We start from the raw sequence: 15,660 nt of genomic DNA on the forward strand, positions 1-15,660 counted from the left end.
CCCGCCCCCCCCCCCCCCGCCGGTTCAAGCCTGCTAGAACCGGCGCGCCAGCAAGCCGCGGGCCTGCTCCCGCCCGGCCGGATGCGCTTCCAGCGATGCGTCGAACCAGAATTTCCCCGCCACCAGCGTGGCCACCACGACGCCGTCGCGGTACAACAGCCGATTGCCCGCCACCGCCGGCACGCGCTCGCCGACGAGCAGGGTCCCCGCGAGATTCAACGGATCGGTGCCGGCGACGCACACAAACGCACCGTCGTTCGCATGGCGTCGAACTTCGCGCAGCACGGGAATCGCTTCGGGCAAGGCAAACTGCTCGCCGGCGAGACCATTGACGAAGCGCCCGCCGCGAATCACGCCGCGCGCTTCGAGCCGTTGAAACACGCGCAGCAGCTCACGCCATGGCGGCAGCCATTCGGCCTCGCGTTCGAGCAGGCGCCAGAACACCACGCCATAGCGGCGCAGCAAAGTCATCGCGACGTGTTCCAGCACCTCGGGCGGCAACTGGCGGCGGCGCTCCGGCGCCTCCGTGTCGGTGGCAAGCGGGCGGCGGCTCACGAGCGCCCAGCGCCCCGCGTCGTCCATCCCCCCGATCAGCGCGCTGGCGCGCGCGCGCCGGCTGCTCGAAAACGCATTGCGTTTGGCGACCGGTTTGAGGAGGGCGCGCAGGCCCGCGAAGCTGTCAGAGTTCGCGAGGCCGGCGGCGACCAGTTCGCCGAGCGCATTTTCCAGTTCCATCCGTAGCACGCGGACGTCGGCGAGCAACTCGTCGAAGAACATGGCGCCATGCTGCGAGAGCGTGTCGTAGACACTCTGTGCGAGCGCGGATAACTCCACTTGCCTCGCAGGATCGAGCAATGCGCTCCATGTGCGCACGTGGGCGCGCGGCAGCAGCACGATCGGCGTGCTGCGGATCGGCCCGGCGGCGCCGCGCGCACGTTCGGTGAGCCGGGTCCAGACGATCTTGCCGGCGCGGCATAGTTCGTCGAGCGAAGTATTCGCATAGGCCCTCACGCGTGCGGGCAGGATGTCTTCCTCCCATGCGCCTGCCGCGGCCTGGAAGCCTTCGAGCTGGTCGAGCACGGCGGCCAGCGCGTCGCGGCCTTCGCTGCGCGTGTCCGGCGTCAAATGCTGCCACTCGAATAGAAAACGCATGAAGTCGTGCCGCTCCACCGGCTCGATCTCGCGGCGCAGGCGTTTCACCGTGTAGCGATGAATCCGCGCGAGCAGATGGCGCTCGCACCATTCTTCCTCGGCGGTCTGCGGCGTGAAGCGGCCGCGCATCAGATAGCCTTGCGCTTCGAGACGCGTCAAGGCCTGTTCGACCGACGCCGCCGGCAAGCTCAGCGGCCGTGCAATCTCGCTGACCGGCAGCGGGCCGAAGCCGGTCAGGCGCGCGCGCAGGATGTCGAGCAGCGCGTCGTCGGCGCTCCAACTGTCCGTGTAGCCTTTGGGCGCCGTGAGTTGCGGCGTATAGCGGGTGTGCGGCAGGTCGGGGTAGAGCGCCTGAAAGACGGTGAGGCGCTCGGCGGGCAGCCACACGGCGGCATCGTCGGCGATCTGCAGGCGGGTGGCGCGGCCGGACTCAGCCAGCGATGCGAGCCACGCCGGCCAGCCATCGTAGGCGCGCGCCTCGGCCTCGGCGATGCAGGCGAGACCCGTCAGCGCTTCGTGCATCTCGTCGGCGTTGCGCGCCTGCGGCCACGCTTCGTCGCGCACGCTGTCGATTGCGTCGGCGTCGAGCGCGCCGAGATCGTCGGCGCTGGCCGGGTCGGTCCAGCGTCGGTTCAGGACGGCTTGCGTGCGGCGCTCCTCAATTGGCGCGTCGTCGAGGTAGGCATAGGGCTTCGCGTTGAGGATTTCGGCGGCGAGCGGCGAAGGGGCGGGCAGATCGCGTGCGACCAGCCGCACCTCGCCCTGTTCGATCCGGCGCAGCAGCGCAAGCCAGCGTTCGCTGTCCATCGCGTCGTGCAGGCAGTCGTCCACAGTTTGGTCGACTAGCGGATGACGCGGCAGCTCGCGTTCGCCGACCACGTTCTCCAGACACGCGGCCTGCTCGGGGAACACGCTCGCAAGCAGATCTTCGCTGCGCATGCGCTGCAGTTGCGGCGCGGTTTTGCGCCCGCCGGTATAGCGCGGCAAGCCGAGCGCGGTGGTTGCGTTCCAGCGCCAGCGCACGCCGAACAGCGGCGCGTCGAGTAGTGCCTGGATCAGCAGATGCTCGGCGCTGTTCGAATGCAGATAGCGCCAGACATCGTCGAGTACGAACGAGTGGCTGCCGGTCAGCGACAGCACGATCGCATCCTCGGTGGCGGCCGCTTGCAGTTCGAAATTGAAGGTGCGGCAGAAGCGCTTGCGCAACGCGAGCCCCCAGGCTCGGTTCACCCGGCTGCCGAAGGGCGCGTGGATGACGAGCTGCGTGCCGCCGGATTCGTCGAAGAAGCGCTCCATCACCAGCGTGTTCTGTGTGGGCAGCACACCGAGCGCCGCGCGGGCGCGCGCGAGGTAGTCGACGATCTGGCGCGCGGCGGGTTCGTCGAGATCCAGCGTGTCGATTAACCCGCCGACGGCGCGCTCGATGCGCGTGGCGAGGGACTCGGCGGTGGGGGCAGGGTTTGGCGGGGCTGGGAATGTGGACAAGCTTGCCGTCGCGGGGCCGGGGCCGGGGCCGGCCCCGGGTTCGGGGGCTGCTTCTGCTTTGGCCTCTGCACGTGCTGCGGCTTTGCTGTTCGCTTTGGCTTTTGCTCGCGTCGCCGCGCCTGAGCTCGCTTGCGCCGCGCACGCTTTTGCACTTGCCGCTGCGTCGGTTTGCGCTGGGCGCGCATTCGCACCAGCCGCCGTCTGCGCTTGCACACTCACCGCCGCTTCAACATCCTCCCCATCGAGCCAACGCCCGATCTCCGCGCGCAAGCGCGCCACCGCGAACGACAGTTCATCGCTGCGCCCCGGCGCCTCGCCGAGCCAGAACGGAATATTCGGCGGCTGCCCGTGCGCGTCCTCGACCCGCACGCGCCCGCTCTCGATGCGCAGAATCCGGTACGACGCATTGCCCAGCTGGAACACGTCGCCGGCGAGACTCTCGACCGCGAAATCCTCGTTGACGGTGCCGATATTGATCGCCTGCGGTTCGAGCACTACCGCGTAGTCCGCGTTCTCGGGAATTGTGCCGCCCGAGGTCACCGCGACCAGCTTGCCGCCGCGCCGGCCGCGCAACGTGCCGCTCACCGCGTCGCGATGCACGTAGGCGCCGCGCGGACCATTGCGGCTCGTGTAACCCTCGGCGAGCATGCGCAGCACCGCGTCGTACTGGTCGCGTTCGAGGTCCGCGTATGGCGCCGCGCGCCGCAGCATCGCGAACAACGCGTCCTCGCTCCACTCGGCGCTCGACACTTCGGCGACGATCTGTTGCGCGAGCACATCGAGCGGCGCGCGCGGAATGCGCAGCGCGTCGAGCTCGCCGCGCCGGACGCAGTCGAGCAGCGCCGCGCATTCGATCAGATCGTCGCGCGAGGTGGGAAAGAGCCGCCCTTTGGGCATGCCGCCGACGTGATGCCCCGAGCGTCCGACGCGCTGCAGAAACGGCGCGATCGCGCGTGGCGAACCCATCTGGCAGACGAGATCGACGTCGCCGATATCGATGCCGAGTTCCAGCGAAGCGGTGGCGATCAGCACGCGCAACTCGCCGCGTTTCAGGCGCTGCTCGGCGTCGAAGCGATGTTCCTTCGCGAGGCTGCCGTGATGCGCGGCGACCATTTCCTTGCCGAGCCGCTCGGTCAGATGACGCGCGACGCGCTCGGCCATGCGCCGCGTGTTGACGAATACCAGCGTGGTGCGGTGCATCGCGACGAGCTCGGCAAGGCGGTCGTAGACGCGTTCCCACACTTCGTTGGGCATGACCGCTTCGAGCGGCACCGGCGGGATTTCGAGCGCGAGATCGCGCGCGCGAACGTGGCCCACGTCGACGACCGCGCAGTCGGCCGGGATGCCGCTAGCGATGCTCGCACCCCCCACGAGAAAACGCGCGACCGCGCTCACCGGCTTTTGTGTCGCCGACAGCCCGATGCGCGGCAAATTTCGCTGGCACAGCGCGTCGAGACGTTCGAGGCTGAGGGCGAGGTGGCTGCCGCGCTTGCTGCCGGCGAGCGCATGAATCTCGTCGACGATCACCGTGCGCACCGTCGCCAGCATGCGCCGCCCCGAGTCCGAACCGAGCAGCACGTACAGCGATTCCGGCGTGGTCACGAGAATATGCGGCGCGCGCTTTTTCAGCGCGTTGCGTTCCTGCTGTGTGGTGTCGCCGGTACGCACGGCCGTGCGGATATCGAGGGGCGGCAGCCCGCGCGCGTCGAGTTCGGCGGCGATGCCTTGCAGCGGCAGCTGCAGGTTCAGGCGGATGTCGTTCGAGAGCGCCTTCAGCGGCGATACGTAGACCACCAGCGTTTCATCGGGCAATGCGCCGCCGTTGGCGAGGCCTTGCTGGACCAGATCGTCGAGTGCGGAGAGAAACGCGGTGAGCGTTTTGCCCGAGCCGGTCGGCGCGGCCACGAGCGTCGAGCGGCCCCGGCGGATCTGCGGCCACGCGGCGGCTTGCGCGTCGGTCGGGGCGGGGAAGGTCTTGAGGAACCATGCGGCGACTGCCGGGTGGAAGTCGCCCAGCGCGCGGTGCGTCGATGTCGCCGACGCGAGGTCCACGGCGTAATGCGCCGCCGTGGAACCGGAAGCCGCGTCCAGCGCGGCGGAAGTCGTGGCCGAAGTCATGCTTGCGTAGATGGGGGCGTGGCGTGCCATATCCAGAGGGCGTCGAAAACGGAGACCGGTTGCGAAACGCAGCAGTCAGTCTCGCAGGTTTTGCCGGGCTTTGCCCGGGGAATGCGTGCTGATAGCCGGGCCGGGGTCAGCAAGCGTGCGCGCCGGCAAATTCTGCTGCGCGGCTCTCGCGTGTTTGCGGTTTGGACCGGGTTGCATGACATGAATCGAGCCGCAGTTCAGGCGCGTCATGTTTAGCACATCGGTGATGCGTGAAGCGCATGGGACGACTTTTCCATCATCCCACGCGAATCGTAAACGGTTTGAAAAGACAGCCCGCGTGCGGCCCATCAACGTCCGCCCCGCGCTCTGCTCGATCGCGTCAATTGCAGTACTCTCTACGCCTCCCCTTCACGAACACCAAGATGGAGTTTCGACGATGCGATACAACCAGCTAGGCCGTACCGGTGTGTTTGTTTCAGAATTGTGTCTGGGCACGATGACCTTCGGCGGCGGCGACGGCATCTGGAAACAGATCGGCGATCTGCAGCAGGGCGATGCGGAGCGGCTGGTCGGCCGGGCGCTCGACGCGGGCATCAATTTCATCGACACGGCCGACGTCTACGCGGGCGGCCTGTCCGAACAGATCACGGGCCAGGCGTTGAAAAACCTCAAGGTGCCGCGCGACAAGATCGTGCTGGCGACCAAAGTCTTTGGCCAGACCGGCGAGTTTCCGAACGCGCGGGGCGCGTCGCGTTATCACATCATCGACGGGGTGAAGGCGAGCCTGAAGCGTTTGCAACTCGATCACGTGGATCTGTACCAGATCCACGGCTTCGACCCGGCCACGCCGATCGAAGAGACCATGCGCGCGCTCGATACGCTGGTGCGGCACGGCCACGTGCGTTATGTCGGCGTGTCGAACTGGGCCGCGTGGCAGATCGTAAAGGCGCTCGGCATCGCGGAGCGCCTCGGGCTCGCGCGCTTCGAAACGCTGCAGGCGTATTACACGCTCGCTGGCCGGGATCTCGAACGCGAACTCGTGCCGATGCTTCAGAGCGAGGGCCTCGGGCTGATGGTGTGGAGTCCACTCGCGGGCGGCCTGCTGAGCGGCAAATATGGACGCGAGCAGCAGGGCGAAGCGGGCAGCCGGCGCACGAGTTTCGATTTTCCGCCGGTCAATCGCGAGCGGGCGTATGACTGTATCGACGTGATGCGCGAGATCGCGGGGGCGAAGCAGGTGTCGGTCGCGCAGATCGCGCTCGCGTGGCTGCTGCATCAGCGCGTGGTGAGTTCGGTGATCGTCGGCGCGAAGAGGGTCGAGCAACTCGATGACAACATCGCGGCCACGAAGGTGACGCTCAGTGCGGAAGAACTCGCGAAGCTCGATCAGGTCAGCGTGCTGCCCGCGGAATATCCGGGGTGGATGCTGGAGCGTCAGGGGGAAGGGCGTCGTGCGCAGTTGGCGCAGACGCGGCAGGCTGGGTGATGGCGGCGTGAGTGCCAGGGCGGTGCAATCGCGACGCGAGCGGCAAGGCGGCGTGCCGTGCCGTCTCGTTTCGCCGCGCCGCACGCATAGCCTGGCACGCGAACAGCCGGTCTCGACACGTCGAGCGCCGCTCTGAGCGCAACGATCTTCGGCCAGAGCGGCGCGGCTCGCGACAACTACCGCCGCCAATCAACCCACCGCTCCATTTCCCTTATTCGCGTCAGCCGTATAGGCAGCCACGGCGTCCATCGTGCGAGCCGAATACACCATCGTCGCGCCCGCGTTCATCGCGACCGCCACACCCAACGCTTCGGCGATTTCCTCGCGCGTCGCGCCGTGCTTCAACGCTTCAGCCGTGTGCACGGTAATACAGCCGTCACAACGCAGGCTGACCGCCACCGCGAGCGAAATCAGCTCGCGCGTTTTCGCGCCGAGCAGGTCGGCTTTCTGACCGGCGCTCGACATCGTCTGATACGCCTTCACGGTATCCGGCGACAGTTTCGCCATCTCGCCGATGCGGCCGAACAGTGCTTTGCGGTAATCGATCCAGTTCAACATGGCAGTGCTCCTTTGTGTGCTGCGCGTCGGCGGGTGCCGGCGTCGTGGGACAAAGTATTGCGCTGCGCCGCGATATCCTGAATACTCGTTGGGCTCAACTTTTAGCGCGAACGTCTCATGGACACGCTCAGCCGACTGCTCGACCTCGCGAGGCCCCAAGCCAGCCTTGATCTGCGCTGCCTGCTCTCGGGCGCGTTCGACGTCGACCATGCGCCGATGGAAGCGGGCATCGCGCCGTTTCATCTGGTGCTTGGCGGCGCATGCCTGATCGAGACCGCGCGGGGCGCGCAGGTGCCGTTGCAGGCCGGTGATTTCATGCTGTTCCCGCGCGGCGCCGCGCATCGCGTGCGCGATGTGCGGCGCTCGGACGGCGGCGCGCCGCTGACGATGGGGCACGACGGGATGCTGCCTTTGCGCCGCAACGATGGCGGCGGAATTGCGGGTAATGGCGGAAAAAGCAGCGAGTCTGAAAAGAGCCAGCGGGCGGACGATAACGACAAGCACGAACTCAGCGAATCTGACACCAGCCGCCACGATCGCCCAACCAACGCGGACCAGCCCACCGAAAGCCCCGGCGTCGACCTGCTCTGCGGCCGCTTCGTCTATGCGCCCGGTTCATCCGCGCTGCTGTTGAACGCGTTGCCCGACCCGTTTCATGTGTCGCTGGGCGGCGCGCCGACCCTCAGCGCATTGCAGACCGTGATCGGCGTGATGCGCGATGAAGCGGCGCGTCGTCAGCCGGGCGCGCTCGCGATCGTCACCGCCTTGAGCCAGGCGCTGTTCGCGATGGCGCTGCGCGTGCACGGCGAGCGCAACGCGGCGGACGCGGGCGTGCTGGCGCTGCTTGCCGACGCGCGCCTGGGCGCATCGGTACAGGGCATGTTGAGCGCGCCCGAACGGGCATGGACGATCGCGGAACTGGGCGAGCTCGCGGCGATGTCCCGCGCGACCTACGCGCGCCGCTTCAACGAACGCGCGGGCGTGACCGTGATGGACTTTCTCACGCAGATTCGCATGACCATCGCGTGCGATCTGCTGCGGCGCACGCAGCGCAGCGCGGCGGAGATCGGCGAAGCGGTCGGCTATCAGTCCGAGGCCGCGTTCGGCAAGGCGTTTGCGCAGAGTGTCGGCGTGACGCCGGGCCGTTACCGGCGTCGGCCGCAAGAGCCGGAGGGCGACGGGCAGGAGGGCTAGCGCGGCGCGTCGGGATTGCCGAGCCAGCGCTGCTCGATGCGGGCCATCAGCCAGGCCACCAGCAGCGCGCAGACCGTGCCGATCGTCACTTCGCCGAGCCGCAGCAACGCGGTGTCCCACGCGGGTCCCATGCTCGGCACCAGCAGCATGATGGTGGCGGTGATGCCGCCCAGCCGCGCCGCGCTGCCCACGTTCACGGTCCAGCAGATCACGATCGCCGCCGCCACGGTAGCTGCATAGGCGGCGAAGTGTCCGTGCCCGAGCAGCGCGCCGGCAAGACCGCAGATGCCGCCGGCCATCGCGCCGATGAACTGGTCCCGCGACAGCTTCCGGGTGTCGATATAACTATGTTGGCTCACCGCGATCGCGGTGATTGCGGCCCAGAACGCCTGTTCGGTATGCAGCGCGCGGCCGATCCCGAAAGCGAGGCTTGCGCCGGCGACAGCCTGCACAGCCATGAAGCCGCCTTCGATCAGCCGGTCGCCGAGCGGCAGCGTCTTGAGGAAAGCGAACAGCGAGTTGGCCGCGCTTGCCCGTGCGGTGCGTCGTGAGTCGTCGGGTGGAGTCATCGAAGGGGAGCGTCTCGGCGCGGCATGAAGGTCCCGTATTCTAACGACTCCATTTTCAGGCGGAGCGGATCGCGCCGCGTAATCAGACCCATCGCAGACCCATCGCAGACCCATCGCAACCCCATCGTTTCCATGATTACTTCTCGCCGCTGCGCAGCCGGTGATACCAGTTCATCAACGGCGTCGCCGACACGCCGTGGATCACCACCGACGCCGTGATCACCGCGAGCGTGAGCGGCATCAGCGGCATGACGTCGTCGGGCGAGCCGTGTTCGAGCGCGAACGCAAGATAGTAGAACGAACCGATGCCGCGTATGCCGAACCAGCTCATCAGGCGCCGCTGCGCGGGCGTCGCGCTCGAGCCGAGCAAGGACAGCTCCACCGACACCGGCCGCACGATCACGAACAGCGCGACGCACAACGCGGCCGTCTGCCAGGTGAAAAGCGCCGGGTGCAGAGTAGCGAGCACGTTGCCGACCATCGCCATCACGGCCACCTCGGCGATGCTTTCGAGTTCGATCGTGAAGCCGAGCACGGACTCCGTGATATACGCGTGCGCTTTGCTAGGATTGGCCGCGGTCGCGTCGACGTTTTCGGCGTCGACCGTGCCGAGCCTTTGACGCGGCGACTGGCCGCCGCTCGCGCGATGTTCGACGCGGCGCATCGCGACGCCCGCGGCGAATACCGCGAGAAAGCCATACGTGTGCGCGAGTTGCGCGGCACCGAACGACAATTCGATCAGTCCGAGCGCGAAAAAGCCTTCGAGACCGAGCGCCTGTGCATGACGCGTGCGCAGCCAGGCCACCGCGTGCGTCGTCGCCCAGCCGAGTGCGCCGCCGATCGCGATCGCGCCCGCCACGCCCCACACCATGCCGGCCGCGAGCTTCAGGTTCAGCAACGCGGCGCCCTGACCGGCGGGCGCCGCGCATAGCGCGAGGCCGAGCATCGCGAAGGGCAGCGCGATGCCGTCGTTCAGACCGCCTTCGCCGGACAGCGCGAAGCGCAGCAGATCATGATCGCCGGGATTGTGGACCTGCACGTCGTGTGCGAGCACCGGATCGGTGGGCGCGAGTATCGACGCGAGCAGCAGCGCGGGGCCCCAGTCGAGACGCAGAACGTACACGCCGAACAGCGTCAGCAGAGGAATGGTCGCCAGCATCGCAAGAAAGCCGAGGCGCAGCGGCACGGCCCACAGTTTTTCCAGCACGCCCAGGCGCAGACGCAAGCCGATCGCGAACAGCGAAACCAGCAGCGCGACTTCGGTGATGGTCCGTACCAGATGCGCGTCGGCGGCCATATCGAGGCGCAGCAGTGCGATGCCGGGCAGCCCGAGCACGTAGCCGATCGCGAGGTAGAACATCGCGGCGCTGACCGGCAGGCGCCGCAGGGTCGTTGCCGCCAGGCCCATGAACACGAGCACGGCGCCGACGATGAGAAACCACGAAGTTTCGCGCATGAGCTTCCGTGAGGGCCGGCATGCGCGTTCCGCGCGATGTCGGAGGCAGGCTGCCGGCCGGTTGAAAAAGGGCGTGCGCCCGGATGCGCGATGCGCTATGTCAAGGCGCACGCCCGAACGCTTCGCGCAGTTTGCGCTTGGCCTGCTGCAACGTCGCGCGGCGTGTTTTCGGCAGATTCTTGCCGGCGCGGTTGATGTAGAAGTTGAGCATCGACATCGCCGATTGATACGGCGTGCCCTTGCGCCGCCTGCTGTGCGTCGACGAACGCTTGAGCGACTGCGCGATCGACTCGGCGCTGCCGCTTTTGAAAATATCGTGTTCGATATCCATCGCGTCGCTGGTCTTCATCACATGATGCGACCACTTGCGTGCGTTGTGTGCGCCTGACTTCGCAGCCTTCGCGCGATGCGCGGCGTGTGCCTGGGCGTGCCGCTGACGGGCCGGGCGTCCCGACCTGCCGCGTGCGACCGGGCGTTTCGTTTTACTGGTGGCTTTGCGGGCGGCCATGAACTTTGCCTCCTTGCGGGCAGTTGTGCGCCGGAATCACGTGGCGTGCGCGCGGTGCGCGCGTTCGAGCGATTCCGCGTGAGCGCAGTGAGACGCGCCGGCAGCCATGTTCGCAGCATGCCGGCGCGGCGAGGCGAGGCGGGCGCGGGCAACACCGGGCGTATTGCCCGGGTGCACGCGCGACGCACGAGGCCGTGATTACAGCTTCAATCCGCCGGCTTCGGGCGCGTCCGAAGAAGCCGGAGGAATCGCGCCGGTGCCAAGATCGTCGCGTAGCTCGTAACGATCGCGGCTCCAGTACGGCTCGCTGCCGTAGTACTGATGCACGGACGTGGCCCAGGTCTGGTCCGCCATCGAGGGCCAGTGGTCCTTGTCGAAGCCCGGGGCGTTTTTCACGCCTTCGGCGGTCATGCCCAGCACGAAGCATTTCTGGTCGGTGTCGAGCGTCAATGCGCGCCACGGAATGGCCAGCAGCTTGTCGCCAATGCCGAGGAAGCCGCCGCTCGACAGCACCGCATACGCGACGCTCCCCGAGCCGACGTCGAGCATGATCTCCTTGATCTTGCCGATGTCCTCGCCGTCGCTGCTGATCACCTTGTTGCCGTCGAGTGTGGCTGCCGCCATCACGTCCGGGCCCGGGCCTTCTGCGGTTGCGCGGCCCTTGCCGACGATGCCGGCGCCCTGGGTTTGGGTTTGGTTCAGCATGATGTGACTCCTCTAATGGTGAATGCATTGAGGATGAGCAACGCGCGTTCCTTCAATTCGTTCATGATCGAAGCGGGCGTGCATGGCCCTCGCGTAAAGGCTGCTCGCGCATTTGAAATTATTTCGACGGTGGATAGACCGGTAGAGAAAACATGAACTTGTCGAGCGGCCGCAAGTTCGCTCTTGTCTTTCGACGCTTGGCGCATCAAACCGCCCGATGCTTAACGCGCCGCCCGCTTCGCTTCGCGCGCGGCCTCCTCAGCCTGCATACTCGCAGTCCGACGTGCGGTGTGTACCCCGGACTTCGCCTTCGCCTTCCCAGCGGCTTCCTTGCGCACCACGCGCGACTTTTTCAGCAGACTCGTGAGCGAGCCGTCGATACTGTCGGCCGCCGTCGATTCACGCCTCTTGCGGCCTTTCGCTCCGGCCTGACGCGCCAGCCTGGCCGCACGTTTTTCGGCGTGAGCGAGCAACGTGGCGAACGCCACCTCGTCCACTCTCAATCCGCGCCGTGAACGGCCGGGCGGCAGGCTCTGCAATTCATCCGCCTCGAAGGCGCTAATGACGGTCGGGTGAATGTAGCAGCGCCGGCATACGGCAGGCGTGTTGCGAAGCAACACCGCCACCTCCTTGACCGTCGCGACGAGATGCTGACGCGCCTGCGCCGCGCTACTGCAGATCAGCCGCCGCAATGCGGCGAGCGCATAGACGCTGCCGGCCCACGTCCGATAGTCCTTCGCGGTGAAATCCGCATCGCTCGCGCGGCGCAAATAGTCGTTGATGTCCGCCGAGCCGACGGTGCGGCGCGTGCCGTCTTCGTCGAGATACTGGAACAGGTCGTGGCCAGGCAGTTCGGCGCAGCGCCGGACGATGCGCTTGATGCGCGGATTGTCGATCGTCACGTCGTGTTCGATGCCGCTCTTGCCGCGAAACTTCAACCGCAGTTGACCGGCTTCGATCTTCACGTGCTTCTTGCGCAGCGTCGTCAATCCGTACGACTGATTATCGCGCGCGTATTCGACGCTGCCGATGCGGATCAGCGTCGTATCGAGCAACTGCACGATCGCGGCGATGACTTTGTCGCACGGCATGCCCGGCCGCTTCAGATCGCGTGCGACGCGCGCGCGAATCTTCGGCAGCGCCCGGCCGAACTCCGCCATGCGCTCGTACTTGTCGGCGTCGCGCGTTTCACGCCAGCGCGGGTGATAACGGTACTGCTTGCGGCCGCGCGCGTCACGCCCGGTTGCCTGAATGTGGCCGCGGGGATCGGGGCAGATCCACACGTCTTCATAGGCGGGCGGGATGGCGAGCGCATTGATGCGCGTGATGTCGTCTTCGTCGTCGATGCGTTTGCCGCTGGCGTCGAAGTAGACGAAGCCGTCTTTTTCGCGCTTGCGCGTGTAACCGGGTTTGGCGTCGTCCGCATAGCGCAGTCCTGGCGGCATGGTCGCGGTGACGGGCGGTTTGGCGCTCGCTTGCGCGGGTTTTATCGCTTCTGGACGGCGTGCGCCTGGATTGGTTGGAGTGGCCATCGTTGCAGGTAGAAGTTTCAAGCCAGGGCGCGCGGGGGCGCCGGTTGTCTGCGACAAGCAAAGGCGATGCCCAACGCAGATCCGGTGTGCGTCGTCGTGCACGGTACGAAAGCGCGCGCGGAACGGTCCTTGCGAAATCATCCTCACGACGAACCTAACCAAGGAGAGCGCCATGAGCAGCACGCTGAACCCTGATGAAGAGCCGCAACAGGTGGTGAAGGAAACCTCGGGCACGACCGGGGCGCTCGGTCCGAGCGATTCGTCCGATAGCGGCAGCGATGTCGCCGGCGCGAGGCGTCATGTGTTCGACGTCGACTCGGAACTCGACAATCACGCCCTCGAAACGGGCGACGCCGAACTCGGCAGCGACACGGATCGTGCCGGCACGGGCGAGCGTGCGGCAGCCGATGGCGATTCGACGCTGAACGCGGACAGCGACATCGAACCTGATCGGATTATCGATCCGTCAGACGTGGACGACGACGGTCTTGACGACGACCCTAACGGTCCGTGAAAACGCGATCCGTAGAGCCGAACAAGTGGGCACGTCTTTTGCTGATTAATCAATTACTGAATGCGGGACCACGCCGTACACGACGCGCGTGGCTCTGCATGCGAACGGAGGAGAACACGCATGACTAGCACGCTGAATGGTTGCAAGGTGGCGGTACTCGCAGTGGACGGTTTCGAACAGGCGGAACTGTCCGAGCCGAAACGCGCGCTCGCGGAAGCGGGCGCAACGGTGCATGTCATCTCGGCGAAGCCCGGCAAGATTCAGGGTTTCAGGCACGTCGACAAGGGCGACGCGGTCGAGGTCGATTCGACTTTCGATCAGGCGCGCGCCGACGACTACGACGCAGTGGTGCTGCCCGGCGGCGTGGTGAACGGCGATGCGATCCGTCTGCTGGCTCAGGCGCAGGCGTTCGTCAAAGCGGCCGACAGCGCCAGAAAGCCTATCGCGGTAATTTGTCATGGCACATGGTTGCTGGTGTCGGCGGGCATCATCAAGGGACGCAAGGTCACGAGCTGGCCGAGCTTGCAGGACGATATCCGCAATGCGGGCGGCACGTGGGTGGACCAGGAAGTGGTCGAGGACGGCAATCTGATTTCCAGCCGCAAACCCGACGACCTTCCCGCTTTTAACAGGACGCTGATCGCGCAACTCTCCAGGCGCAAAGCTGCCTAAACTGAGAGTGAAGCCAGGCGCGACAGGATGGGACGCGCAATGCGAACACCGTGCCGCGCCTCATCGTTCGTTGCGCGTCGGTGCCTCGCCGACCAGGGAGAAAATGCATGAAATTCCGGTATTCCATACAAGTCATGACCGTCGCGCTGGGCTTGAGCGTGGCGTCCATCGGCGCGGTTCACGCGCAGGCCAGCAATGCGCCGGCGAGCGAGGCCCCGGTGGGCGGCACGAGGCTCTCCCCTGCGGACACGCAATTCGTGCAGGAGGCCTCGACAGCCGACGCCACTGAAATTGCCGCCAGCAAGATCGCGTTGAAGAACTCGAACGACCCGCATGTGCGCAAATTTGCACAGCAGATGATTGCCGACCATACGAAGCTCTCGCATGGCATGGCCGCGCTGGTGTCGAAGAAGGGCTTCACCACGACGCCGTCCGCGGATTCCGCGCTGGTCGGCAAACTGCAGGCGCTCAAGGGTCAGGCATTCGATCGGGCCTACGTCGAGCAGATCGGCGTCGAAGCACATCAGCGGGCCGTCGATCTATTCGAGCAGCAAAGCCAGAGCGGCACCGACGCGCAGTTGAAAGCCGCCGCCGCGAAGGCGTTGCCGATCATCAAACATCACCTCGCGATGGCGCAGCAACTCGCCGGCGAAATGAAGGGTTAGTCATGAATGCGATCCTGCCGCGACCGGCCTATGAGGACTCCCTTATGCAGATCATTTTTCCGGACGACAAACCGGCTTTCGATGGCGCGAATCTGACGGTGCGTTTCATGGCGCGGGTGGACGGCGAGCCGGTGGTATGCGCGATCACCGCCGAAGCGCTGGAAGATCATTTCGGCGCCGATTCCGCGTTGGAAGCCACCTTGATGACGGCATTCGACAAAGGTCTTCACCGCATCCGTTCAGTCTGCGCGGAAGCGCTCGACCAGAACCACGGTGAAGGCGTAGTGTTGCATAGCGGACTGTTCAGAGTCGAAGGCATGGAACCCGATCGCGGCGCCACGGCGTAGGGCCGACATGGTCCGCGAACGCCATTTCAACGATGCAAGGAGGCCTCATGTCACTCATCGTCGCAGCGCGTTTTACGACTTTTCCCACCGCTGAAAACGCGGCGCAAAAGCTTTTCAACGCAGGTTTCGTCGAAGAAGACGTCACCCTGTTTTTCGTCAATCCGCGCGGCCAGCACGCGCGTTATCCGATTGGCGGCGACACCGGCACCGATCCCGGCGCGAAAGAGGCGCCCAAAGGCGCGGGCATGGGCGTCACGATCGGCGCGGTACTCGGGGCGGTGGTGGGCGTGGCGATTTTCGCCGCGTTTTCCGCGCCGATCATCGTGTCGCTGATCGCGGCCGGGGTCGGGGCGTATGTCGGATCGCTGGTCGGCGCGATGGCGCGCACGCGCGAGACCGGCAAATCGGGACATCATCTGGCGTTTCATGAAGAGGCGCGAGATTCAGGCGTGCTGGTCGCCGTCCATGTGTCACCGGACAATCAGTTCGACGCCGCGCGAGTGTTGCGCGAAGCGGGAGGCATGGCGATCGAGCGCGCGAGCGGGCGCTGGCAGCAAGGGCGCTGGGCCGACTTCGATCCGTTGAAGACGCCTGAGCCGCTTAACGAATACAGCGAGAAGCATGCGTGAATTCGCTGAATTCGCCCTGCAGTTTGTGATGCAGTGAAGCTTGGAAGCGGGGCGGGCCCCCCGATTTGGGGGGGGGGGG

The 15,660-nt window shown here is 66.2% G+C and carries 14 protein-coding genes; 7 read left to right on the plus strand and 7 right to left on the minus strand.

Annotated features, from left to right (window positions below):
- Positions 1 to 33: 33 nt before the first annotated feature.
- Positions 34 to 4,755, minus strand: a complete 4,722-nt coding sequence (locus PQQ53_RS34345) for a DEAD/DEAH box helicase (protein WP_408329096.1) — start codon at positions 4,753 to 4,755, stop codon at positions 34 to 36.
- Between the two features lie 427 nt (positions 4,756 to 5,182).
- Between PQQ53_RS34345 and PQQ53_RS34350 the strand changes: the two genes are divergently transcribed.
- On the plus strand, positions 5,183 to 6,232 hold the full coding sequence (locus PQQ53_RS34350) for an aldo/keto reductase (protein WP_408144871.1): 1,050 nt from the start codon (positions 5,183 to 5,185) through the stop codon (positions 6,230 to 6,232).
- Positions 6,233 to 6,421: 189 nt separating this feature from the next.
- Here PQQ53_RS34350 and PQQ53_RS34355 read toward each other — a convergent pair whose 3' ends face one another.
- On the minus strand, positions 6,422 to 6,790 hold the full coding sequence (locus PQQ53_RS34355; RefSeq protein ID WP_408144873.1) for a carboxymuconolactone decarboxylase family protein: 369 nt from the start codon (positions 6,788 to 6,790) through the stop codon (positions 6,422 to 6,424).
- Positions 6,791 to 6,907: 117 nt separating this feature from the next.
- On the opposite strand from PQQ53_RS34355, the gene PQQ53_RS34360 reads away from it, so the two are divergent.
- Positions 6,908 to 7,984: a cupin domain-containing protein gene (locus PQQ53_RS34360; RefSeq protein ID WP_408329099.1), complete on the plus strand. Its 1,077-nt coding sequence runs from the start codon at positions 6,908 to 6,910 to the stop codon at positions 7,982 to 7,984.
- Here the strand turns inward: PQQ53_RS34360 and PQQ53_RS34365 are convergent.
- From PQQ53_RS34365 to PQQ53_RS34385, 5 genes are all read right to left on the minus strand, one after another.
- Positions 7,981 to 8,553, minus strand: a complete 573-nt coding sequence (locus PQQ53_RS34365; RefSeq protein ID WP_408329102.1) for an FUSC family protein — start codon at positions 8,551 to 8,553, stop codon at positions 7,981 to 7,983. The two genes, PQQ53_RS34360 and PQQ53_RS34365, sit on opposite strands and share 4 nt — an antisense overlap.
- Positions 8,554 to 8,689: 136 nt before the next feature.
- Positions 8,690 to 10,009, minus strand: coding sequence for a cation:proton antiporter (locus PQQ53_RS34370; protein ID WP_408329104.1), 1,320 nt, complete (start codon positions 10,007 to 10,009; stop codon positions 8,690 to 8,692).
- A 100-nt stretch (positions 10,010 to 10,109) separates the two neighbouring features.
- Positions 10,110 to 10,517: a DUF3175 domain-containing protein gene (locus tag PQQ53_RS34375; protein WP_408329107.1), complete on the minus strand. Its 408-nt coding sequence runs from the start codon at positions 10,515 to 10,517 to the stop codon at positions 10,110 to 10,112.
- 198 nt (positions 10,518 to 10,715) lie between these two features.
- Entirely contained in the window at positions 10,716 to 11,222 is a 507-nt protein-coding gene (locus PQQ53_RS34380) for a PRC-barrel domain-containing protein (protein ID WP_408329110.1), read from the minus strand.
- A gap of 221 nt (positions 11,223 to 11,443) precedes the next feature.
- A complete protein-coding gene (locus PQQ53_RS34385; RefSeq protein ID WP_408329113.1) occupies positions 11,444 to 12,754 on the minus strand; it encodes a DNA topoisomerase IB in 1,311 nt (436 codons plus the stop codon).
- A gap of 172 nt (positions 12,755 to 12,926) precedes the next feature.
- On the opposite strand from PQQ53_RS34385, the gene PQQ53_RS34390 reads away from it, so the two are divergent.
- The 5 genes from PQQ53_RS34390 to PQQ53_RS34410 all read left to right on the plus strand — a co-directional run bounded on the left by PQQ53_RS34390 (position 12,927) and on the right by PQQ53_RS34410 (position 15,581).
- Positions 12,927 to 13,268 (plus strand): chemotaxis protein, encoded by a 342-nt coding sequence (locus PQQ53_RS34390; protein ID WP_408144886.1) that lies wholly within the window; start codon positions 12,927 to 12,929, stop codon positions 13,266 to 13,268.
- Between the two features lie 120 nt (positions 13,269 to 13,388).
- Positions 13,389 to 13,940, plus strand: a complete 552-nt coding sequence (locus PQQ53_RS34395; protein WP_408144888.1) for a type 1 glutamine amidotransferase domain-containing protein — start codon at positions 13,389 to 13,391, stop codon at positions 13,938 to 13,940.
- A 107-nt stretch (positions 13,941 to 14,047) separates the two neighbouring features.
- Positions 14,048 to 14,605: a DUF4142 domain-containing protein gene (locus tag PQQ53_RS34400; protein ID WP_408329116.1), complete on the plus strand. Its 558-nt coding sequence runs from the start codon at positions 14,048 to 14,050 to the stop codon at positions 14,603 to 14,605.
- Between the two features lie 2 nt (positions 14,606 to 14,607).
- Positions 14,608 to 14,952, plus strand: a complete 345-nt coding sequence (locus PQQ53_RS34405) for a DUF1488 family protein (RefSeq protein WP_408144891.1) — start codon at positions 14,608 to 14,610, stop codon at positions 14,950 to 14,952.
- Between the two features lie 47 nt (positions 14,953 to 14,999).
- Positions 15,000 to 15,581, plus strand: coding sequence for a hypothetical protein (locus tag PQQ53_RS34410; RefSeq protein ID WP_408144893.1), 582 nt, complete (start codon positions 15,000 to 15,002; stop codon positions 15,579 to 15,581).
- The last annotated feature ends 79 nt before the right edge of the window (positions 15,582 to 15,660 follow it).

Source organism: Paraburkholderia strydomiana, from assembly GCF_046030495.1.
Taxonomy (GTDB): Bacteria; Pseudomonadota; Gammaproteobacteria; order Burkholderiales; family Burkholderiaceae; genus Paraburkholderia; species Paraburkholderia strydomiana_A.